At 55.3% G+C, this 25727-nt stretch carries 1 protein-coding gene; it reads right to left on the bottom strand.

Annotated elements, in window-relative coordinates:
* Window positions 1-12: 12 nt before the first annotated feature.
* A complete protein-coding gene (locus L0664_RS14965; RefSeq protein ID WP_235226703.1) occupies window positions 13-25722 on the bottom strand; it encodes a tandem-95 repeat protein in 25710 nt (8569 codons plus the stop codon).
* Window positions 25723-25727: the final 5 nt, after the last annotated feature.

Below are 25727 nucleotides of genomic sequence, written 5' to 3'. Positions count from 1 at the left end.
TGAAACTTGATCTTAGTAGAACGAAAACTGGTCCTCGTCCAAGGCCGCAAGACGCGTACCGGCCAAGAAGATCTGGTCACCGTTGCCAAAGTCAAACAAAACGCCACCGTTTTCTTGGCTGGCTGACGAAATCAGGTCCGCAAAGTTTTCGATCCCGTCAACACCAAGGCGGATTTGGTCGCCCTGAATGAAGGATCGTCGCTGTGCTTTGAAGCCAAAGATCGTATCGGCCCCGTCACCCGTTTCGTACAAGAACGTGTCCTGACCATTACCGCCGAAGATAAGGTCATTACCTTCGCCTGCGTCAATGGTATCACGCCCGTTGCCACCGAAGATGAGGTCATCGCCTGCGCCACCGTTGATGCTGTCTGCACCGCGGCCACCAAACAACAGATCGCTGCCCGTCCCGCCAAACAGCGCATCACGGCCACGTCCACCAAACAGCAAGTCCGAACCGGCCCCGCCCGTCAGCAGATCACGCCCACGTCCACCGAACGAGAAGTCGGTACCGTCGCCGCCCTGATCAACATCGCCAAACGGGTTGTCCACAGTGACAGTGACAGTGGCTTGCGCTGTCTGCGTGCCATCACTGACAGTGTAGGTGAACTGGTCTTCGCCCTCGAACCCGAAATCAGCAAGGTAGGACACCTGACCATCCGCAAGAGAAACCTGCGCATTGTCAGACCCTTGAACGCTGACAACCGTTAGGCCGGCATCGTCATTCTCAAGCAGGGCCTCTGTGTCAATGCGAAGCCCGTTTGGAATTGTAACGTCAAAGGCGTCATCGTTGGCCGTGATGGGCCCAGCCGTGCCTTGTTCGATCGTCAGTGTGAAGATGTCTGACACTTGTTCAACACCATCAGACGCCAACAATTCGATGTCGAACGATCCAGCGGCTGCAAACGGTGCAGTGCCCGTGAACGTCTGGCCATCAAATGACAACCACGACGGCAACGCAGACCCATCCGCAAGACGTGCCGCAAAGGACAGCGGTGTCGCATCCGGGTCAACAAAGTTGTCTGTGGGTGCTGCAATAACGAATTCTTGCCCAGTCGTCAGGACATTACCATCATTGTCAGAGCTGATATCGGGCAGTGCAGTCACCAGAACCGGCGCATCCTGTGTGCCGCTGATAACAAGATTGAAATCGTCAGAAATCGTCGCCTCACCGTCCGACACATTCAACCGCAGCCCAAAGATACCAAACAGATCCTGTGGTGGTGTCCCGCTCAGCGTTAGCGTTTGCGCATCGAAATTGATCCAGTCTTGCAACGGCGTGCCGTCAGCCTGCGTCAATTCAAACGACAGTACATCGCCGTCAACATCCTCATAGATATCCTGCTGCAACTGGATGGAGAACGCTGTGTCCTCGGTCGCAAGGCGTTCGGACAACGGAGCAAGCAACACCGGAATGTCGTTCACAGGATCAAACACCAGATCGAACGCACGGGTCGTTGTGAACTGGCCATCGCTCACGGCGACAATCAGGGCAATCGAGCCGTTGAAGTTCAAAGGTGGTGTTCCGCTCAGACGCTGAGTTGCACTATCGAACGCCAGCCAAGCGGGCAGCGCCGTGCCACCGTCGCGCGTGACCGTATAGGTCAAGGCATCACCGTCAGGATCGCTAAACGCGTTTGCCGGAAGGGCAATATCAAAGGCAACGTCTTCGTCACTGTGTAGCGGATCGATAACCGCGATCTCTGGCGCACGATTGGCGACCTCAAGATCGATGATCAGGCTGGCCTGCGACGTGAACATGCCGTCTGTGATTTCGTAGCCAACAATGATCTGGCCACCCAAAGCAGGGTCGCGCGTGATGGTGATTTCGCCATCAACCAGCATGGCATCAAAACCGTCCCCGCCAGTCACGGACGTCACGCTCAGCGCATCACCGTCCACGTCGATGTCATTGGCCAACAGGTCAGCCACCGAAATCGTCGCGCTCAGGTCCGTACCAATATCGATCATGTCGTTACGTGCTTCAGGCGCGTCGTTCACCGCCGTGATGGTCAGGGTGACCGCCTCGACCGTTTCGATCGCGCCGTCAAAGGCAAACAGCTCAAGCGCGATGTCACCGTTGAAGTTCAGCGGTGGTGTGCCCGTGATCGCACGGGTGGCCGCATCAAAGTTGATCCAGCCCGGCAGCGCCGTGTCGCCTGCGCTGCGCAGGCCAAGTACCAGCGCGTCGCCGTCAACATCGCCAAACACCGCCGCATCAAGCGTGATGTCCAGCGCCGTGTCTTCGACACCGTCCAGCGTGACCGCCGCAATCGTCGGCGCGTCGTTCACCGCCGCAATGGTCAGCGTGACCGCCTCGACCGTTTCAATCGCACCGTCAAAGGCGAACAGCTCAAGCGCGATGTCGCCGTTGAAGTTCAGCGGTGGGGTGCCCGTGATCGCGCGGGTGTCCGCATCAAAGTTGATCCAGTCCGGCAGCGCCGTGTCGCCTGCGCTGCGCAGGCCAAGTACCAGCGCGTCGCCGTCAACATCGCCAAACACCGCCGCATCAAGCGTGATGTCCAGCGCCGTGTCTTCGACACCGTCCAGCGTGACCGCCGCAATCGTCGGCGCGTCGTTCACCGCCGCAATGGTCAGCGTGACCGCCTCGACCGTTTCAATCGCACCGTCAAAGGCGAACAGCTCAAGCGCGATGTCACCGTTGAAGTTCAGCGGTGGCGTGCCGCTTAGCGTGAGGGTCGACAGATCGAAGTCCAGCCAGCTTGGCAGGGACGTCGCACCCTCACCGCGCAGACCGACCTGTAATGCATCGCCGTCAACATCCGAGAAGATCGCGGGATCAAACTGCGCGATAAATGCCGTATCTTCGACTCCTTCAAGATCAGTAGCGGCAATGACCGGTGCGTCGTTCACAGACGCCAGCGTCACAACAACAGATGCTGTATCGGCGCGCCCTGTGCTGTCTTCGATTGTGTAATCGAACGTCGCCTGGCCGTTACGATCTGCATCAGGAGTGATGATGATCTGGCCCAACTCGTCAGTCGTAATCGTGGCACCCACGACGTTCTGGAAGCTGGTGATCGTCAGCGCCTCAAGATCGTATTCGATGTCGTTAAACGTAAGCGCGCCCGCAAAGATCGTCATCACCGTGTCTTCGGTTCCGGCCAGCGTGTCGTCACGTGCAATCGGATCGTCGGCCACGGGCAGAATGTCGATCAGGATCGTGCCTGATGACGTCTGAAGCCCCCCATCGCTGAGCGTGTAGGTCAGGCTGTCACCGCTGAAGTCATTGGACTGCGGCGTATACAACCAATTGCCATTTTCCAGTTGAACCGTGTTTGAGACCGACAGAACCGTCAGTTCATCACCGTCCGGATCATAATCGTTCCCGATCAGATCCTCTGCGCTGATCTCAAGTGCTGTGTCTTCAAGGGTCACCAGATTGTCGATGACGGCCTGCGGCAAATCATTTTCCGGCGACAGTGTGATGTTCACAAAGCCCTCTGAGGTTGCACCGCGCGCGTCGGTGACGACATAGCGGAATCCAGCGTTACCGAAGTAGTCTTCGCGCGGGGTGAACGTCGCAATTGTGCCGTCCAGCGTTGCCGTGCCGTTTTCAGGGTCATAAACACTGGTCACGGTAAAGCTGTCGCCTTCGATGTCGGTGTCATTGGCGATGATCTGCGCCATATCAACCGTCATCACCTGATCTTCGATGCCTGCAATGACAGGATCCGAACCAAGGCGCGGACCATCGTTGACCGCCACGAAATCAATAATGACTTCGCCAACGCCAATTTCGCGCCCGTCAGTGATGCGATAGCTGAACGAGATTTCACCGTTTACATCCTGATCAGGCACGAACTGAATTTGCCCACCGGGCAGCATGAAAGTGCGCCCGTCATCAACGCTGGACACGATGCTGACAAAGCTGAACGGGTCACCGTCAGGGTCAAAGTCATTCGCCAGAAGGTCGGCAATGTTGATCGTGATTGGTGTGTCTTCTTGGGAAACCAAGCGGTCCGTCACGGCCACCGGTGTCTGGTTCGTAGACACGACTTCGATTTCAACGCGGCCTGTTGCCTCGCCGTCTGTTCCATCCGTGACGACGTAGTCAAAGCTGGCTGGGCCGTCGTAGTTTGGCACTGGCGTAAAGGTAATTTCGCCGTCTTCAAACGTAACAGTACCATTGGTCGCGTTGCTGACCGACAGGATCGTCAAGGCATCGCCGTCGGGATCAACGTCATTTGCCAGCAGTGTCGCAGGATCAATAACAAGGGTTTCGTCTTCGTTGACGACCAGTTCATCGGTGTAAGCAGTGGGTGGATCATTCACGGCTTCAACCACGATTGTCACTGTGGCACGGTCTGTGCCCTGCGCGTCATCGGTGATGATGTAGTCAAGATCGTAGGTTCCGTTCCAGCCCTCTTTCGGGGTGAAAATCACCTTGGCGCCGTCGTTGCCATCCGCGATCACCGCAATGGTTTCGACGTGGGTTTCAGTGCCGTTCGTGACGGTCACATCCAAAGACAGATCAACGCGCACGTTGAACGGAACTTCACCGGAAATGACGCCGGTATCGCGATCAATGCTGAGCCAGAACGGAATATCCGTGCCATCTGTCATAGAGACCAGATAGATAGCGTCGTCCAATCTGGGCAAATCGCCCGCAACAATTCCGACAGACGCAGGACGGTCTTCGGCGGCTTCCGCCGCCGCAGGTGTCGCCTCCGGGAACAGTTCTGCCAGAATGGCGTTCCAGCTGAGCGTGCGGTCTGTGAAGGATAGAAAGTCGACCGAGCTTTCAACGAAGTCCGATGCCACGCCGATAACCTCAAGCGTGTTTTCAAACAATGCGAACGCATAGTCAGAGAACCCTTGATCAAAGATCACAAGATCAGTGCCCAGACCGCCGATGTAGGTATCGCTGCCGACACTGTCATAGAACGTGTCTTGGCCGCCGTTGCCCGTCAGAACGTTGTCAGCTGCGTTGCCGTAGAACGTCTCATCGCCCGCGCCGCCAATAGCATTTTCAATCACGGTGCCTTCGGCCAATGTGAGGTTGGCAAACTTGCCCCCCACATTCGAGAACGCAGGTACAATTGATGCGCGCTCGGAAGCTTGCAGATTGATCAGCGTGTTGTCGTCATAACCAGATAGATCAAGCGTATCGACACCGCCACCATCTACAATTGCAGAGGCCGTGACGTCGGCCCAATCGGTCCATGTCGCCCAGATGTCGCTGACGTCTGATGTGATATTGGTGTTGAAACCCCAAATTGTATCCTCGGTAAAGGCATTGGAAACACCGTAGCCCTGATCACCGTAAATATCATCAAGCGCCATCCAATCGACGGCCATTGGCGTCTGCAAGAAGGCGAAATCAGCAACCATGTGATAGTTCATGGACTGGCTGAAATAAGACATCATCGTGCTGTGCCAGCTGTCGTTGTCGTACTGCTGGTCTGTGCCGTATTCACCGACCAAATTGTACGCGCCCTGGTGTCCAAGGCCCAGAACGTGACCAATTTCATGGAACAGCGTCTGAAGCGTGTAATCGTTATAGGTCGACGTGCTGCCGGACCATGTGGACGCGACATTGATGCGTGAATAATCGATCACACCGTCGTTGAGCAGATAGGACAACGCATTCGCGCCGCCCGCGTTGTCGCCAAAGAAGATGTCGGTGACGCTGGTGTCGGTTTCTTCGGTTTCCTGGAACTCAATCCCGAGGGAGGCTTCGAACACCTTGAAGACTTCGCGCACGAGTTCAGCACGCTCGGTCGAAATACCGTCAGCGTCCTGTTCCCAACCGCTGACATTATACAGGATGACGCCATCGTTGGCGTCTTGGCCACTGTCGGACACATTGTGATAACGCGCATTACCGTTCCAGAAATCATCAGACAGATAGTCTGCCATTTCGCCCAGCGTTCCAAACGCAGTGCTGCTACCCGCAATGCCGCCTGTTTCCGGGTCTTGATGCGTCTCATGGTCGTGGTCGTGATCGTGATCCTCGTCATGGTCGTGGTCGTGGTCATGGTCGGCATCATGGTCATGGCTGTGATCATGATCGTGGTCATCGTCCGTAACGGTGTTGTTGCCGTAGTCCTGCAACGCCGTAAAGCCGAAGCCTTCGGGCATAAAGCCAGTCAGGGACATCAATGCGAGATTGGCCAAACCACCGTCCGCAGCCATTCCGGTGCCGCCATCAGAGGACGATGATCCCATTGCTTCGCCGTCTTCGGCCAAACGCAAACGGCCTCGTGTGATTTCAATCACGTCGTTGACTTGCAGCGCGATCACGCGAATGGCGTCACCTTCTTCATCCGTGTCGTTCAACAACAGATCGCTGAGATCAAACTCCAAACGCCCATCTTCGAGCATCGTGTAAAAGTCATCTTCGGCTTCTGGTGCTTCTGGTGTGTTCAGAACATTGACGACGATCTCGGCAGGCACGTCAGACACGCCACCTTTTTCGTCGTTGCCAACGTATTGAACCACAACCTGACCGTAGAAGTCTTCTGGCGTGAACAACTGGAATCGATCATCAAACAGCGTGTAAGAGAAATCTTCGCCGTCGATGATGTCGTAAGTGCGATCAACCGGAAGTTCGGTCAGCAACGCATACTCCAGTGCGCCGCCCGTGCTGTCCACACGGACAGGTGGCGTGCCCACAAAGACGTTTGGCGGCGTGCCCGCAAACGTAAAGGTTTCCGCATCAAAGCTAAGCCAATCCGCCAGAGGCGCACCATTTTCATTTTCGGCTGTCAGCGTTTCATCGGCTGTGATCGGCAAGGCATAGAGCCCTTGACCCACGAAGAAATCATCGTTGCCAAACAGCGCGTTCACATCTGCCGGAATGTCTGTTTGCGGATCAATCAGAACCTCAATCGCAAAGCCGCGGCGGCCAAATTCAAGCGTACCGTCTGGCAGAACTTCGGCCTCGGGTTCAAACCGCAATTGCAGGCGCAACATATCCGTTTCGTCCACAGGCGCCTCAGCGACCTTGGTGACAGTCAGGGTTTCCGCATCGAACTCGAGCCAGTTTGGAAGCGGCTGGTTGCCCGCAGGGCGCAGGCTCCAATCGCCTTCGCTGATGTCGAACAAAGCAACGTCAGGTGCGCCATCAACCCCAGTAACCAGATCAGCATCCGGTGCGATTGAAATCGTCTGAACGAACGTGCTGCCGTCCGCGCTGTTGGTCAATGTGACGTCAACCAGCACTGCTTCAGTCTGACCTTCGGGCAATGCGCCTGTAAAGGTCAGCGTGCCCGCATCAAACAGCAATTCGTCCGGCAATTCCGTACCATCAGCCAATAGGGCCGTCGCTGTTACAGTCGCGTCAAGGCTGTCGACGTTGAAGTCATACGAAATTTCAACTTCGGAGCGTTCACTGTAGTCGGCATCAATAACACCAAGGATTTCAATGCTTTCGTAGAAGACAACATCGCCTTCTGGATCAAGGTCATTGCCGAATACTTCACCCGGAATAATCATGATCGGCTCGTCTTCGTAGCCAAGCGCGATGTCATCCCGCAGCACCGGACCATCATTGGTCGGCAAGATCGTGATGTTCACATAACCGATGTCAAAACCGCCGTTGCCGTCTGCAACAGTGTACTGGAACCCGGCTTGACCGTTGAAATCAGCGCGCGGCGTAAAGGCAATGCGCCCGTCTTCTGTCCACACGACGCGACCGTTTTCAGCAAAGCGGTCCAGTTCGGTGATGAACAGGATTTCATCCAGCGGATCGGTGTTGTCCAGATCGTTCGCCAGCAGATCAGCCGGATCGAGGTAAAGAACCGTATCTTCATCGGTGAGGAACGGGCCATCGTCGCGCGCAACAGGCGGATCGTTCAGCGGAATAACCGTCAACTGAACATCAATCGTTGCACGTGCACCGCGTTCGTCTTCGATATCATAAGAGAACCCAGCAGCGCCCAGCGCGTCCGGCGTGAACGAAATCGTGCCGCTGTCGGCGTCAAACACCATCGTGCCGCCAAATTCGGAGTGTACGCCTTCGAAATCAAACAGATCGTCTTCGATGTCGAAGTCATTTTCGAGCAGGCGATCAACGGTGATCTCTGCCGTACGCTCAAGCCGGATATCAAACCGGTCACGGCCACTGCGCGGTGCGTCATTGACCGGCAGCAGATACAATTCGACCTCTGCCGTGCCTTCGGCACCATCAAGATCGGCCACGGTATAGGTGAAACCAGCATAGCCAAAGTGATCACCACGCGGGCTAAAGTTCACATGCGTGCCATCAAGCCAGACAATACCGTGGGTCGCGGATTCCGTGTACGGGAAGTTGTTGGGCCGCGGATCCATCGGATAAAGCTCAATACCGTTATCATCCAGAACAGGCGACACGGCCACGATTGTCAGCACTTCTTCGGCGTCGACGTCGGTGTCATTGGCCAGAAGCTCTGCGTAGGAAATACGCAAAATCGTGTCTTCGGTGCCCGCAAAGATGCCATCGTCATTGCCGACAGGTGCATCGTTCACGTTGGCAATATTGACCTCAACACGCGCTGTGCTTTCACGGCCAAACTGGTCGCGCAGAACGTAATCAAAGAACGCATCACCGTTGTAATCCTGATCACCCGTGAACGAAATCATGCCATCTTCGTTGATGAACACAGTGCCATTTTCCGGATTTTCAACTGCGACCAGTTCAATTCCGGTCACATCGTCTGCGTCGTTCTGGATCAAGAACGCTGGACTGATAAGCGCTTCTTCATCCTCAATCGCGAGGCGGTAGATATCATTTTCAGCATTGAAACGGCCAAGGCGTTGCAAGGCTTCGATCTGGTCACGGTCCCAAACGGTTCCGTCCGCAAACACGACTTCTTCGATGCCGGTTTCTTCGCCGATAAAGTGATCGGTGACGCGAAGTGTATCAATCAAGAACCCGTCGTCGCGTTCCAGTTCAAGCAACAGATCGTCACCATCGCGGATCACAGACAGATCCTTTGGCGCGATATCGGACATCAGCACCACACGGTCAGTGTCCGTTCCGGCCCCTGCTTCGATCGCGAGGTCCGTGCCGCTGTCATATCCGAAGATATAGCTGTCCGAACCCGCGCCACCGGCAAGGGTGTCATCACCCCAGTTACCGTCAAGCGTCTCGTCGGCGTCGCCACCCGTGATCGTGTCAGACCACACAGAACCACGCACGGCTTCGATGTTGGCGTAAGTGTCGCCCAGCGCTTCGCCGTCCGTGCCCTGACCTGTCGCCAGATCAACGCCCACACCTTCATCCGCAATTGAGAAATCGAGAGTGTCAAAACCGCCACGTCCGTCAATGCTGTCAGCGCCACGGCCACCACGTAGGATGTTGTCCTCATCGTCGCCACGGATCGTGTCGTCGTGGAACGAACCTTGAACGATTTCAATGCTGTCGAAGGTGTCGCCTGTCGCGTCGCCGCCACCTGCACTGCCATCCGCCATGTCGATCGTCACGCCTTCAACGGACAATGTGTAGTCCGCAACATCAACGCCTTGGCCACCGAACAAAGCATCCGCACCGCGACCGCCAGACAAGAAGTCATCGCCGTCACCACCAAACAAGGTGTCATCACCGCGACCACCATCCAGCAGGTTGCTATCCGCATTACCTGTCAATTCATCTGCAAAGTCAGACCCAGCAAGGTTTTCGATGCTATCAAGGGTGTCGCCTGTCGCATCACCACCCGCAGCTGTGCCGTCTTCAAGTGAAACAACAACCGCTTCGTCAGAACCGCGATAATCAGCCGTGTCAGACCCTTCGCCACCCTCAAGGATGTCAGCGCCAACGCCGCCGACAAGGGTGTCGTCGCCATCTTCACCGCGCAGCGTATCGTCTCCTTCTTTACCTTCGATAAAGTCGCGGCCAGCGCGACCCTCAATCAGGTTGTCAGCCAAGCCACCGCCAAGATCATCGTTCCAATCAGATCCGATCAGACCTTCGACATTGGTGACGATGTCACCTTGGGCAAAACCGCCCTGCCCCAGTCTTGTCGCCAGATCCATCCGGATCGCAACGTTCGATCCTTCATAAGACACAGTATCAAAGCCGTCACCGCCTTCGATGCTGTCGGCGTCATCACCACCATCGATGAAGTCATCGCCATCGCCGCCAAGGATCGTGTCCTCGCCTGCGCCGCCAAATACGGTGTCGTCGCCCATGTTGGCTTCGATGATGTCATCGCCTGCAAGGCCTTCGATGGTCTCGCCCAGTTCGGCACCGATCAACAGATCGTTTTGCGGGGTGCCTGTCAGCAGTCGTGCGTAGCTGCCTTCAACAATCGCAACGATGGTTGTCGTGTCTTCAACGCCTTCGGTATCGGTGATGCGGTATGTCAATTCAACCGGGCCGCTAAAGCCGGGTGCGACGCGCAAAACGATAAACCCGTCGCGCACTTCGGCTGTGCCCTCAGACGTGGAATCGACACCCACAAAGGAGATGGATTTCGGACCATCAGGATCATCGTCGACGTCAAAGTCGTTGTCGAGGATTTCACTGATACGGATGACAAGCGGCACATCCAGCGGGGTGCTGGAAACGGAATCCGGCACAGCACTTGGCTGGTCGTTGACAGGAATAATGTTGATATCAACAAATCCCTGCGTCGTGCCGTCCGCATTGTCGGTCACGTAATAGAAGAAACCCAGCTCATCCGTTTCGTTCAGGCCTGGCGTATACAGGAAATCGCCATCTTCGTTGATTTCCAGCGCACCCGTAAACGGTTGGAGCAACTGTTCAATCGCGTTGGGCAGACGCCAGCCAACGATTTCGAGAACTTCGAGGTCGATGTCGTAGTCGTTTTCAAGCAGGAACGCCGCCGGAATGACAAACGGCACGTCCTCATAGACGTTCACTTCGTCCGTCACCGCGATGGGCGGGCCATCACCAACGTTTTCGAAGAACAGCGTGACTGTTGCGTCATCAACAAGCCCTTGCGGGTCAGCAACGAGGTAGTTGAAATTCGTCTCGCCCCAGAAATCCTGATCCGGTGTAAAGACGACATTGTCGCCCACAATTTCAATCGTTCCGTCAGCCGGGTTCGATACGTTTTCAAAGGACAGAATCTGGCCTTCGATGTCGCTGTCGTTCTTGAGCAACTCAGCAATAGGGATGATCAGCTGGACGTCTTCTGTACCACGCAAAATCGTCTCAAAGGCGTTGTTATCATAGCTGTCATCGCGTGCAATTGGGCGATCGTTAACCGCAACAACATCGACGTTGACCAGACCGATGGCCGCGCCACCTTGCCCGTCATCCACAATGTAGCTGAACCGCCCCGTACCATTGAAATTCGCCCACGGTTCAAACAAAATCGTCCCGTTATCCAGAAGCGTTGCAGACCCGCCATAATCAAACCCTGTCAGGCCGGTGACAGTCAGAACGTCGGTATTGTCGCGATCAATATCATTGGCCAACAGATCAACAGTGTTGATAATAAACGGCACATCTTCGTCCGTAGTGACCGTGTCCATCACAGGTTCTGGCGCGTTGTTCACCGGAGCCACGTAGACTTCGACGCGGGCGGTGTCTGTCAGACCATCCGGATCAGTCACGGTGTAGTCAAACCATGCATCGCCGTAGAAATAGGGGCGCGGCGTCGCGATGATTATGCCGTCATCGGTCAGTGTGACGTCCATATTTTCGCTGCTGGTCACGCCTGTCACGGTCAACGTATCGCCGTCGATGTCCCGATCATTGGCAAGCAGCACACCGGCATCGATTTGAATGGCAACATCCTCGTCCGTGTCAAAGAACGTGTCTGTGCGCGCTTCGGGCGCGTCGTTCACCGGTGTCACATCGATAGTAACGCGCGCTTCTGCGCGGCCACCTTCGGGCGTGTTGGCGACATATGTAAACGCAGCCGTTCCGCTGAAGTTCGGCGTCGGTGTGAAGGTCACTTGGCCATTGCTGGCAAGACTGACGGTGCCATTTTCAGGCCCAAAGACCTGGCTGACGATCATTCGATCACCGTCCAGATCATTAGACAGTAGGCGAACCGCATCAATCGTCAGGAAGCCGTCTTCTTCGACAGTAAATCCGTCATCATCACGTGCTTCGGCAACAGGCCGCACCCGCAGATCGACCGATCCGGTTGAAATACCGTTGCGACCATCGCTGATCGTGTAGGTGAACTGCGTCGGGCCGAAGTATTCCGGCTGCGAAGTGTAAACGATATCGCCGTTGGCATTGATTTCGGCAAAGCCGTGTTCACCGCCGGACACAGAAATGATCGTCAGGTCTTCGCCGTCCGCATCAAAGTCATTGCGCAACAACGTGTCTTTGCTGATCACGATTGCTTCGTTGGTCGTCGCTGTGAAATAGCCATCGTCAATTGCTACCGGCGCGTTGTTATCCAACAGCGTTTCAACGATTGCAGGTGTCCAGATAACACCATCCGAGAAGATGTATTGTTCAATACCCGCGCGGTCACCCGCAAGGGCGTCCACGATTGTCAGCGTGTCGTTAGGTGCGCTGGCGAACCGGAATACGATCGTGTCGCTGCCCTTGAACAAGCGCGAAACAGATACCTCGGAAGACACGAAATCAGGCATATCGACCTGATCGATGTCCAAATCGGTTGTTTGGCCTTCGATGATGATGTCTTCGCCGAAACCACGACGGAAGACGTAAAGATCGCTGCCCTCACTACCGCTAAGGCTGTCGTCGCCCGCAGAACCCGAGAAACTGTCATCCGTGTCAAAGCCGATAACAGGTTCGGAGTAATCTTGTTGTGCATATTCAATCGCTTGTGCGCGCATGTCCGCACGGTCCCAAACGGTGCCATCCGCGAACACGACGCTATCAATTCCGACGCGATCATCAATCGCCAGCGCATTTTCAAGGATGATCCGGTCACGCGTGCCAGCAAACAGCATCACGACATCAAAGCTATCAGCACCAGCGCGCAGCACATATTCCAGATCGGCTGGATTGTAGTCGATCAGTGTCAGGACATCATCGTCGTCCGAATTCCCGGAATCGCTGAACCGGTCATCCCCGTCACCTGCGGCGTAAGTGTAGGAATCGTCGCCATCACGGCCGTCCACCAGATCGGTGCCCGCACCTGTGGACAGCACATCGTCTTCGTCAGACCCAACAATCACATCGTCAAAATCAGTGGCCTGTGCAGACACAATTTGCGCCTGAATTTCGGCCATGGTCACAACTGTGCCGCTGTCCATGAACGTGATCTGCGCCAACGGAAGACCGTAAAAACGATTGTCCATCCCGTTCAGGACCGTGATCTGGTCACCGCCGTCCGCGAACCGGATAATCAGATCAGCCCCGTCAATACCACGGCGTTCGAACGTCACTTCGTTGACAGCGTAACCACCAATTTCGAGAGTGTTTGGCGTGCTGCGGATGTCTTCGATCACATCTGTTCCGTCACCACGATTGAACACATAAACGTCGGACCCGACGCCGCCTTCGATCAGATCATCGCCCTTAAGTCCGGCAATCGTGTCATCATCGGATGTGCCAACAATACGGTCATCGCCGTCTGTCGGGCCTTCCACAGGAACCATGCCTGCAAAAATGCTGCGTGGCCATTCCGTGCCATCGTCAAAGACGATCCGTTCGATACCTTCGCCGACATCATCATCGTAGGACTGACGCGCGACAAGACGGCCACCGTCACCTGCGCCCGGCGTGGTTTCAGCAATCTCGATAATCAGATCACCGTAGAACCCTTTGCGCAGGGAAATGTCGTCGGGATCGATATTGCGCAATTCCAACGTGTCGGTCGCGCCGCCATAGTTGAAATCAATGTCCGTGATCCAGTCGTTGCCGTCGCCACGCGAATAGATGAACGTATCAGCACCACCCGCGCCGTATAGAACATCATCGCCGCCCTTACCTTCCAAGGTGTCGTCACCGGACGCACCAACAAGATAGTCATCAAACGGAGTCGTCTTGTCGGCAAGCAATTTGGTGACAATCTGACCAAGGTTCATCTGGGTGCCGTCACCGAATGTGATCAGCTCAAGCCCCTGATTATCATCGCCATTTGTCTCATACAGCTCATAGGTGCTGTTGATCATGCCGTGGATCAGAACGGACCCGTCGTCGCCCGCACCCGGGCTGCTTTCGGCAATCACGACTTTCAGGCCCAAAGGCGTGACGTCGAACGTCACTTCATCCGCGTTGATATCAACAAATTGCAGTTGGTCGCCAACAATATAGGACGAATATTCAATATCATCGAAAATCTCGTCATGGCCATCGCCGCGTGCGTAAACGTAGGTGTCTTCGCCGTCATTGCCGATCAGTTTGTCATCGCCCAGACCACCCGTCAGGGTGAAGCCACGTCCAGCAGCATCGATGGTGTCATCGCCATCCGTCGCCGCAGCGTCCAGCATCGACTGGAGCAAATCGGTCGTGACAAGTTCGCTGTCATCGCCAAATACAATCCGGTCAATCAGGCGGTCTTCGCGGCGGTCCGTGTCAAAGGCGAGCTTCATCGTGACACGACCCGCTTCGATACCGCGATCAACGTCAGCAATGATGTCAAAGATCAGGTCTTGCCCGTCGCGCGAAATGTCGATGTCGGACGCGATAAGGTCCGGGAAGCGCAATACGTCTTCGCCCGGCCCGTCTGGCGTGTCGGGGTTCTCGCCGCGTTCGGAATAGATATCGATCCCGTCGCCGTTGCGATAAATATAGGTGTCGTTCGTGTCGTTCGTGATGACGACATCATCGCCACCTTTCAGCTCGTAGGTTGTACCCTCAACGCGGTCTTCATAGAAATCATTGCCAGCGGTGCCCAACTCTGGCGCTGCAATTGCTTCGATCTCTGCGGCCGTGATGGCTGTGCCATCATCAAACGTGATCAAGCCAAGGCGCGATCCGTAGTTCGGACCATCATAGCTGATCAATTCGTTGCCGTTGATAAAGCGGATAACACCACCGTCACCAGCATCCGGCGCGGACTCTGCGATGCGGATCAACAGATCAGATCCGCGCTGGGTAACGGTTACATCGTCGCGCTCGATCTCGTGCAGTTGAAGAACATTGTCTTGCGTGGCGCTGAAACCAGCACGCGCTGTGATCAGATCATTCCCATCACCACGTGTGTAAATGAACGTCGTTTCAGAGGACGTCGAGACAAGGAAATCATCCCCCTCCAGACCTTCCATAACCACGGGGCCGTTGGTGTCTTCTTCTAGGCTATCATCGCCAGCTGTCGCACCTGGAATATCGACCAGAGCCAAGATGTCTTCTTCGTAAAACTCGGTTCCGTCGTCCAGCTTGACCAAACTGCTGGTCAGCGCGCCCCGCGCGCCCAAATTGATAAACATCGCATCGCTGCCATCCGGCAGACGTGGCGCGACGATCAAGACATATTCCTCGGCGCGCACCTCTACTGAAATCTCGCCAGCGGTTACGTCTGACAGCAATAGATTAAGCGGCTCGACGGGGCCTTCACCAGGTGGGAAATCACCGTCGTCACCGGGTGGGAAATCACCATCATCGCCGGGCGGGAAATCACCATCGTCACCGGATGGGAAATCATCGTTCCCAACTGGGAACAGATCTTCATTATCAACACGGATTGGGCCATCTGGTCCGCCAAAACCGCCCTCATCTTCAGGCTCAACGAAATAGGCGCCACTTTCAGTGCCGCGTGTCAGCGTGGTCGTGCCGGACAGAGTACGTGGATCCGTTAGCTCAGTTGCATTGGCCATATCGACCAACTGTGACAGCGTCAGAATTTGCCCGTCCGAGAATTCAACCTCACGAATGCCGATGTCTTCGAAAATCTGAACCGCGCCAACAAGACGAATGCTGTCTGTGTCCGATCCGAAGGTCAGCAACAGATCTTGGCCAAACCCGAAGGTCATAGGCGACACAAACGGCAACAAACGTGCTGTTACTTCTGTCGATGCAATGTCGCTAAGCAGGATGCGGTTTTGGTGACCAAATCCAAAATCAGGCGAAATAAACAGATCATGCCCACCATCACGCAGGTACGTGAATTCGATATTCTGGGACCCGTCAGAATCCCCCGGCACAATGTGCACTTCGTCCGCTGATGTTGACGCATGGCTGCTGGTGTAGGGTGAAACATCAATGATGTTGGCCGTTCCCGACGGCGCAGGAATGTTCTCAATCGCGGCGGTCACCTGAGAGCTATTCCATTCGGTTCCGTCCGCAAACAGGATGCTGCGCACACCTTCGACACCGTCATAGACGTAAATGCGGTCATCACTGTCGATGACCCGCAATTCCAGGCTGTTGCTGTAAGTGTAAATGCTGTCGGGGTCGATCGGCACATTCACAAGACGGATTTCGTCTGGGTTCAGGTCACGCAATTCAATGCGGATACCGGGGTAGTCGTCGCCGTAGACAGTATCAACGCCGTCACCACGGCTGAACACGATGACATCTTCGCCGTTGTCGGCTTCGATGTAGTCATCGCCTTGCAGGCCTTCGAATGTCTCGTCGCTGCTGCTGCCTTCCAGAATGTCGTTGTCCGGTGTCGCACCAAGCACGGACGGATCGGGCGCAAGCGCGTTGAGGTTAGAACTGCGCCAAATGGTGCCGTCCTGGAATTCAATTCTATCAACGCCGCCCAAAGTAGAACGGCCTGATCCAACCAAGGTAATGCTGTCGTCCGTGCCTTCAAACGTGAGGGTATATCCCGCCTCGGAATACAAATCGCGCGTTACCGATACTTCGCCCGGAACGTAACCTTCGATTTCTAGTGTCGCGCGGTAGCGGTCCGTGGACGGAAGGATCACATCATTGCCGTCACCACGCGCGAAGATCATTGTGATATCGGTCAGCGGCCCGCCGATCACGTCATCGCCCAAGCCCGCTTCGATTGTGTCTGTCCACGGAAGCGCTGTGATCACGTCGTCACCATCGCTGATTTGCGCAGACATGATGGTGTCGCCAAGTTCGGACAACGTCACGATCGTGTCGTCAAATTCGAACCGTTCGATCCGGCGCCAGTAGGTTGTGAAAGACTGCCCACCGGTGAATGTCGTCGACCTACTGCCGTCATACCATGCATCGTTGATGACGATGCGGTCATCCGTGCCACCAAATCGGATCACAAGATCGGTTTCGTCCGTCAAAGACCGCTCAAACACTGCTTCGCTCAGGTCGTACCCCTCAAGGCGCAGCGTGTTCACTGTGTTCGTCGCTGTCACACTGATGACGGCATCCGTACCGCCACCGCGCTGGAATACGTACGTGTCGCTGCCTTGCAAACCGATCATGGTTTCGGACAACGGCGTGCTTGTCAGTGTTTCGCCAGCACTTGTGCCTGTGATGGTGCGCGGAATATCCGGCACGAGACCATTGGCAAGCGCAGATGTGATTTCAGCCGTGCCCCAAACGATGCCATTTCCAAATTCAACGCGGGTGATGTGCCCAGAATAGGAAGAGAATTGTCCAGAAACATGGATTTCTTCGTCGTTGGGCAGGCGGATGACCATATCGCTTGCTTCCGATGTCTGGAACAAGCGCAAATCTGTCGGCACGTGGTCAGGAAGGATCAGCGTGTTGTTGTCAAAACGGCTGCCGCCTTCGTCGATGATGTCGTGCCCATCGCCCGCGCGGAAGATGTATGTGTCGTCACCGCCAGCACCGGCCAGCGTGTCGTCACCGCCACCGCCTTCAAGCGTGTCATCACCGCTGGTTCCGTCAATTTGTTCAGCAAAATCAGTGCCGCGGCCGATGACGCTGGCGATCAATTCATCGCGGGTCAGTTCGGTCCCATCATCAAAACGGATCAGATCCACACCGTTTTGATCATCATCATAGCGCAGCGTGATTTCGTCTGTTGTGCCAGGAAAGCTCAGCACCAGTTCAAGGCGGTCACCAATTCCGAACGCGCTTGAACCGTTTACAGGCAGGCTGGCCCGCATCTCAGACGGGGCATACCCGCGGATTTCAAGGATATCAAAACCGGAATCGTCGGCGATGACATCACGTCCGTCGCCAAGCGTGAACAGGAACAAATCGTCGGCCGCTTCGCCGCGAATGTCATCGTTGCCAAGCCCGCCTTCGATCACGTCCGCTTGGGACGTGCCAAAGATCACATCATCGCCAGCGCTTTGCTGGCTGTCGATCAAGGCCTCAAAGACCGCACTGCGATCCCATTCGGTGCCATTTGCAAATTCAATAATCGGCAAGAAAGACGCAACGCGCGCACCAACCAGCAAAATCTGATCACCCGTGTTGGGGAAGGACAGCATCAAATCGTTGCCATCGATCTTTGTGACCCGCACTTCGATATCGGCGGGGGACAGATCGTCGAGAACAATACGCGCTTCGCCCTGCGTTTGGGGCAGCGTAATGCGGTCAATACCGTCACCCGCACTAAAGTTGATGACCGTATCAGACGCCATGATGACGCCGTCAAAACCAGCGCCCGGCGTGATGGCAAAGTCGCTTGACAGAATTGTCGCGTCCAACAAATCCATGCCGACGTTCTGCTGCGCCGCAAGTGCGATCACGCGTGCATCGGCAAACGACAGCTCAGACCCGTCTGCGAAGACAAATGTCTCTATCCAATTGGAATCGTTGGCCGAAGCACCCTGCAAGATCACCAAAGTTTCGTCAGTCTGCGTCAACGTAACGAGGAAATCTTCGCCGATCTGTGCGAATGAAACGTCGCTTTGCGCGATGCCCACGCCAAATTCAATCCGGTCCAAACCGCCAGTGTCGCGCGCGCTGTCAGCACCGTCGCCGTAGCCAAAGCGGTAGGTGTCATCACCGCCGCCGCCTTCCATGGCATCAGACCCACCCGCACCGATCAGCACATCATCGCGCGTGTCAAAACCGATCAACTGGTTGTCCGTATCGTCGCCCGTCAGCAGACGGTCACGAAAGTTATCTGTGGTCAGCGTTGTACCATCTGCAAACAGGAATTCTTCGATGCTGCGCGTGCCCAGACCGCCGACAATCGTCACAACATCTTCGCCGTTGCCCAGATCAATCAACAGATCTTCGCCACTGCGGCGGATGATCAGCGTCTCGGCCAAAACCGTTTCGCCAAAGACCACGCGGTCGATGCTTCCGGCGCTGTCTTCACGTTCTTCGATCTGGTCAAGGTCGTAACCTGCCCCGAACGCATAATCGTCCGACAGATCGCCACCGCGCAGAATGTCGTCACCCTGTCGCCCGTCCAGTACGTTTTCTTGGTCCAGCAGCCCTTCGATGACGTTGTCACCGGTGTTACCGCCCTCAATGGCCAGTTCTTCTGCCACGTCTTCGATGGTCATGGTGGTGCCATCAAAGAATTTGAAGATTTCCACGCCAACGGTCAGCGATGCGAACTGATCGCGCACGCGCAAGGTGTCAGGCCGGTCTTCGATCCCGATCACCAGATCATCGCCATCTTTTGTCCAAATGACGTTTTCGCGGGTTACATCACCGCCAAATTCAACAGTGTCCTTGGTGATATTCGGAACAAACCGGCGGTCTTCCCACGCTGCACGTTCCTGACGATCAACAATCACGTCGTTGCCGTAACCAGCGTCAAAGATATAGGTATCACCGCCATCGCGGCCAACAAGCGTATCATCACCTGCTTTGCCATCGATTTTCTCGGACAGGTTAGAGCCCGTGATGGTTTCAGACGCGCTCGTTCCGATCAGATCGATGTCTTCAGCGTTCAGATCAGTGAACACAATCACCCGATCAGAAAACACAAGTTCTTCAACAGCGTTGATCTGTTTTCCGGAACGAACATATTGATTTTGCAGGATAACCGTATCGCCGGTATCATTAACCGTGACAATCAAATCAAGGTCGGTACGTGAGAACGTGACCTCATCAGACGCAATGTTGCGCAACTCGACACGGTCCACCGTGCGGTCGTTACCGATACTCAGAACCGTGTCGGTGCCATAGCCGCGTTCAAACACAAATGTGTCGCCGCCGCCCTGACCAACAAGGTAGTCATCGCCTGCGCCACCATCGATCAGATCGCTGACCTGAAAGCCATAGATCGTGTCGTCGCCGCTGGTCTTGGCGATGTTGACATAGTGCTGCAACAGCTTGGTCCATGACCAAACCGTACCGTCACCAAATGTCAGTTCCTCAATCAGGTTGATAAAGCCGATGAACGGGAATGAATCGAGGTAATCTGTCAGGATAACCGCATCGTCTGTCCCGGAAATCCGCAGGGTCAGCGTGTCGCCCGCACCGTCGCGCTCAAAGTCGAAATCGGTCCAACGCAGATCATCAACGAACTCAAGGAAGTCGGGCGGCGCGCCAAACAGCTTCATGCTGTAATCGCCATCCAATACGACGTCTTCGCCATATTCACGTCCGAACACATAGGTATCGGACCCTTCCTGACCCGTCAGGAAATCGTCGCCCCCTTTGCCGTCCAGCGTGTTGTCATTAAGCATCCCGTAGATCGCATCATCGCCATCTGTGCCGGCTTCGCGCAGAACACGTTGGGAAATCTGTTCGAAATTCAGGGCCTCACCACCGTCGAACACGAAGCGTTCGATCAGGTATGGGGCGGAGTAATCAATCTCGAGCTGTGGATCGATATCCCCCAGAATACCAAGGTTCAGACGGATTCCAGCGAACTGGTTTTCGACCAAAAGAGTGTCGCCGGTTTCAACGCCGTCATCGTCCAAAACGGTGATCTGCAAATGGTCGGACTGCCCGTCGCGTTGCAAACGGATGTTCTGCGATGTGATGCCTTCGCCAAAGAAGATAAAGTCGAGGCCACCCGCAAGCGGGCCAAATCCGGCCTGTGCAACCGTCGCGCCAAAATCGAGCGCCTCGCCAAAGACGTCCTGCCCATCACCGATGTTGTAGAAATAGTAATCGCCGCCCGCGCCGCCGCGGACAACGTCATTGCCTTTACCGCCGCGCAGAACGTCAGCAGAGCCGGAACCGATGACAATGTCGTTCGTATCAAATTCGGTCGACACCTCGATCGCCATCTGGAACCGGTTCCACAAAACACCGTCCGCAAAGACAATGCTATCGACGCCGGACTCAAGGCTTTTGCCATTCACCAATCGCGCGTTCAATTCACCGAGGAACTGGTCCTTCAGGCGGATCACATTGTCCGTCCCATCAATCGTCAGGATCATGTCCTGACCATCGCGAATGGCCGTCACTTGGTCTGACAGAACGCCCGCGAAACGCAGGCTATCCTTCTGCCCACGATCAAGTTCTTCAATAATATCAACGCCATTACCAAGACTGCTGACAAAGAACAGGTCTTCGCCATTACCGCCTTTGTAGGTCTGATCGCCGGCCGTCATGTAGATGTAATCAACGCCACCCGTACCCAAAACTTCGGTCGCGGTTTCGTCGTGTTGGCGCAGGCGGGTTTCATCAATGGACAGCGCGTACAGAACGCTTTGCAGATCAAGCTCGGTTGGTGTGGTTTCAAACGCTGGCAGCAGCATCTGCATCAGGAATGCCTGATCCACCGTGACAGTGGCCCCGCCAAGGTTCGCGGCTGACGGCAGGTAATCTGGCCAGATCTGCAACAGAATTTCGTTCCAGTCAGTCAGGTAATCCCGGGCAGCATCATAGCCAACGGGCATCGCCTCAAAGATCGCCTCGAACATCGGGGAAAGTTCGCGATCAGACGTGCCGCGATACTTGTCGATTTCTGGCAGGTATTCCAAATCGCGCGCAAAATCAGAGAGTCCGCCCTGCAACGCAAGTTTCGCCGCAATCGCACGGGAGCTGTCGATGTACTGGCGCACAACTTCGTCCAGCATAAAGATCATTGCCGTGACGCTGCTTTCGTACCCACCCGGAAGTTCGACAGTGGTGTCGAATGTCGGGCTGATCGTGTAGCTGATCACACCGTTTTCGTCCAAGGTTCCAGCCAGCATTTCAGGCTGGAACGCAACGCCTATAAGGGATGTCGCAAAGTGCAGCTGCCCCGGCGTCAGAACTTCGACGCGGAACGTGCTGTCGTCGGTCGACCCGACTTCGTCCAGCGTATCAAGGTCGATTTCATAGTTGCGCAGGTTGAAGTTCCGCGCATCGCCATACTTTTCCTGAAGCTCAAGCGCGCGGTCCAGATTGCGGGCCCAGACAAGGAACGTGCCATCTGTGTCCGTCATTTCAACGGTGTAATCGACAACCACACCATCGATCATGTTCATACCGATACGCTCAACAGGGATGCCTGCGTATTCGTTGTATGAAATTTCCTCAACGCGCCATTCCTGGCCCAGCAGTTTAGGGCTTGTCATAACGTCGTTCAGCGTTGGTGCTGCAATCACCACACCGTCTGCGTCCGTCACATCGTTGCCACTGGCCAAACGCCAGCTGCCGTCTTCATTTTCGACGCCCCAATCGTAAACGACCATGCGCCCATCAATACGTTCAGATAGATACGGACGTTCGGTGCGGAATTGCAGTTCTTCATCCCGCGAGGACGGGGAGAACACCTGCTCAAGCTGCCAAGCGCCCGTTGCCGGAACCTGCGCCATGACATCTTCTAGGGTGGCTTCGGCGATCTCGATGCCATCGCCATCCAAAATTGCCGTGCCACTTTCCAGCGTCCAGAAACCCGACGTGCCGTTTTCGACATAAATTGCGCGATCCACCAACGTGACGGTCCCGTCAGGCTGCGTTTCGAGCAAAACAGGGGCCAATTCGCGCGATGTTGGCTGTGTGTAGGCCCAATCGTTGATGATCGCGCCGGTCTGTTCGACCAGCGTTTTCAACTTTGGCGTTGTCAGCGTCGGCGCGATGGCCGTGGCTGTGCGTCCAAATTCAATATCATTTGCAATCGCAACTTCAAGATCAACGACAGCACCAAAGCCGCGCACGCTGAGCACATCTTCACCCAGCCACGCGGGGCGACCCGCCTCACCTGCGAAGATGGTATTGACTTCATCGGTCTCAAAAATCGCGTCATAGGCGCGGTGCATGTCACCGTTCGCCATCATCACGGCGCCGGACGCATCAAGGAACGTGCCAGAGCTGTCGCGCACATCGAGTTCGTCGCGTTCAACCGAGATGGACAGGATGCCAAGTTCGTCGAGGGTGAAAAGTTCACCCTCATTGGTTTCACGGTCCTGGTTCAGGTCGCGCCAAACAACCAACTGGTCCCAAATGGCATCCGCAGCATCGATTAATTTATCATTGTTGAGGTCATGTTGCGCCAATTCGGCAAAACCGGACCGGCCCGGACCACCGAACATTTCATTGACGTCATCAATGCGGTTATTGCCGTTTTCATCAATCGCCAAGAACCCGTCATCAGGGCGCACCCAACCGGATTGTTCGGCAAATCGGTCGCCATCGAAATCGTAAAAGCCCTTGGACGAATTCATCGAAATGAATTCAAGCCCATCACCGTCAAGGTCGATCACCAGTGGGTCGTTATCTTCGCGCCACGTCAATGACTTAACCCAAAGATCGGTCGCGAATTTCAGTGTCAAAAGACGATCAATCAGCGGCAATTGGCGCAAAATGCCGCCAATCGCAGGGGCCGGAATCAGTGCAAGAATATCAAGGAACGGGTTGGCGTTCTTGAACAACATGCCAAGGTCACCGGCCTTGTCGGGATCAACGCTCACGCCGTTGTTGAACACGATATCAAAGACGCTGTTTGCGCCCTCAACTTGATTGCCTTTCAAGAAACCAGCGGACCAGTATGTCGCGGCACCCTCAAAGTTCAAAAAGCGCATTGCGCCTTCGATATTTGGCGCAACTTCGCCTGTCGAAAGGCGCTCTGCCTCGTCTGGGATGTCATCGGCACCAAAGAGGCTATCAAAGACGTTCATCACGTACATCGTGCCGTCTTTGAATTGCATGTAGGCGATGAACGGCATCCAGTAGTCGAAATACAGTGGGCTCGCGAACAGGGCCAAACCCGTCACAGGAACGACTGCGTTCAACATCGTCACAGGTGCGTAGCTGAGCGGTAAATCGTTCGTACCGCCAATCAGCGGCACACCGAAGAACCGCAAACGGTCGGCTTCTGATGGGTCGTGCATCGTCGTGCCGGGCCACCACCAAATCAGGTCGGCGTGATCAAGCGATGTGTCATCCAGCGGAGTTTCGTAGGCAACCTCGCCCTCGACGACCAAGGTCGTGCCGTTGCGGGTATCGCCCCAAATCTGGGCACCACGGCTGGCGACAAAAATGTTGTCTTTGCCTTCGCCACCGAAAAATTCGCCACCCTCACCGGAGCGTACGATAATGAAATCGTTGCCTTTATTGCCTTCGACATGCAGGCCCTGATTGACCTGCGACATGATCAAGTCGCCGTTGTCGCCCCCTTTCACAACACCGTAGCCATTGTGATAAAGTTCGTCGCCGCCGCCGCCGCCTTCGATTGTCGCGCCGTTGCGACCATAGATAATTTCAGCCGCGAAATCCTGACCTACAAAGCGGTCTGCGTATTGATCGTCCTCGTCATCGGCGATGACTTCGATCGCCCAAGGCTCATTTGACCGTGGCTCGCCCGTCTCTGCCAGCAGATCGATAAAGGACCAGATATATTTGTTGTCGGAGTTGCCAGAAACAGCGTCACCCAGATCAACACCACCTGTGAACCACGACGACAGATCGGTTGTGATTTTGGTGAACAATTCGGTCGCGCTCTTGAAGGCACCTGCCAAGCCCAAAATTGCCCAGCCAGCACCAACCGCAGCACCCGCCAACGGGCCGCCAAATGTAGTCGCCAGTGCAACCGATCCACCGACCAGAACCGCACTTTTGATCGCCGACCAGCCGAACGAAGCTGTGGCATTGATCAGCGGCCATGGGTCGCCTGAGACCAAGAGTTGTTTGATGCCATCATAAGCAACGTTCAAAAAGTCGATGAAATCGAGCGCCGGATTACCGCCCGCTTTATTAAGCGCGTCGAAAGACCGCGACAAAGCACCGTTAGAGTCCGTTTCAATCTTCTGAAGGCCGTCGCTCACTGAGCTTCGGATTTTGTCCATCGCGCCAAGCAGCTTGTCCCAAATTGCGTAGGCTGTTTCGAATGTAAATTCGTTCGGAAACAACATCTTCGTTTGTGCGGCCAGCCATTCGACCGAATACAGGATGCCCGAATTGGCCTTTTGTGTCGCAACACCAAGGACGTTTTGCAATGCATCGGCAGCTGCGGCGGTCACCTCTGCGGCGCCACTTGCAATGGCCGTTCGCATTACCCCGGCTTGCAGCGCGGTTATATGCCCATCGGCGAGCAACCCATCTACAAGGTTTGTCGCAGTCTCTTTGCGCATCAATGTGTTGCTGGCGGTGCTGTCATCAAACGAACCGTTCAGGATATCAGCAGCGCGGCGTTCTGCGTCGTTCTGTGGGTTGTCGACGTCCAGCGTGGTGACATCGACCACACGCAACTGAAACGCATCCGCAAGGGCCGTTTCTGTAGTGTTCATGACGGCCAGTCCGTCCACCTTGCCGTTCACGACATCTGTCGCAAATCCGTGCAGCAGACGCACTTCTTTGGCTTTGTCGGCGTCCGACAGGTTAGACATCGAAATCATGCTAAGTTCTGCGCGCAAGAATGCGATATAGCCCGGGTGGTTACCGCCCGACGCATTGGAGTCGTGGCGCACCGCCCCGAACCCTGCATCGGTCATCAATTTGGCTGCGTCACTGTCTGGATCAGCAAAAATTGAATCGATGGTTTCCTGACTTCTCAGCAAAGGCGCGAGGTTGTCGCGGCTTTGCTTGAAAATGCCAGCTGCATTCAAAAGAGACTTAATTGCCGGATCGTCAAACAGCGTTTCCGAGAAAATGTGGTGGATCTGAAAACCGAGAAGTTTTGGATCAATCGTCATACTAG

It is taken from the genome of Octadecabacter dasysiphoniae, assembly GCF_021532615.1.
In the GTDB taxonomy this organism is placed as follows: Bacteria; Pseudomonadota; Alphaproteobacteria; order Rhodobacterales; family Rhodobacteraceae; genus Octadecabacter; species Octadecabacter dasysiphoniae.
Note: the sequence above shows the minus strand (reverse complement) of the source record. Positions and strands in the feature narration are given on the sequence as shown.

Bases quoted from the DNA above. Each gene is read 5' to 3' on its own strand.
- L0664_RS14965 (WP_235226703.1), bottom strand. From the start codon at position 25,722: ATGACGATTGATCCAAAACTTCTCGGTTTTCAGATCCACCACATTTTC.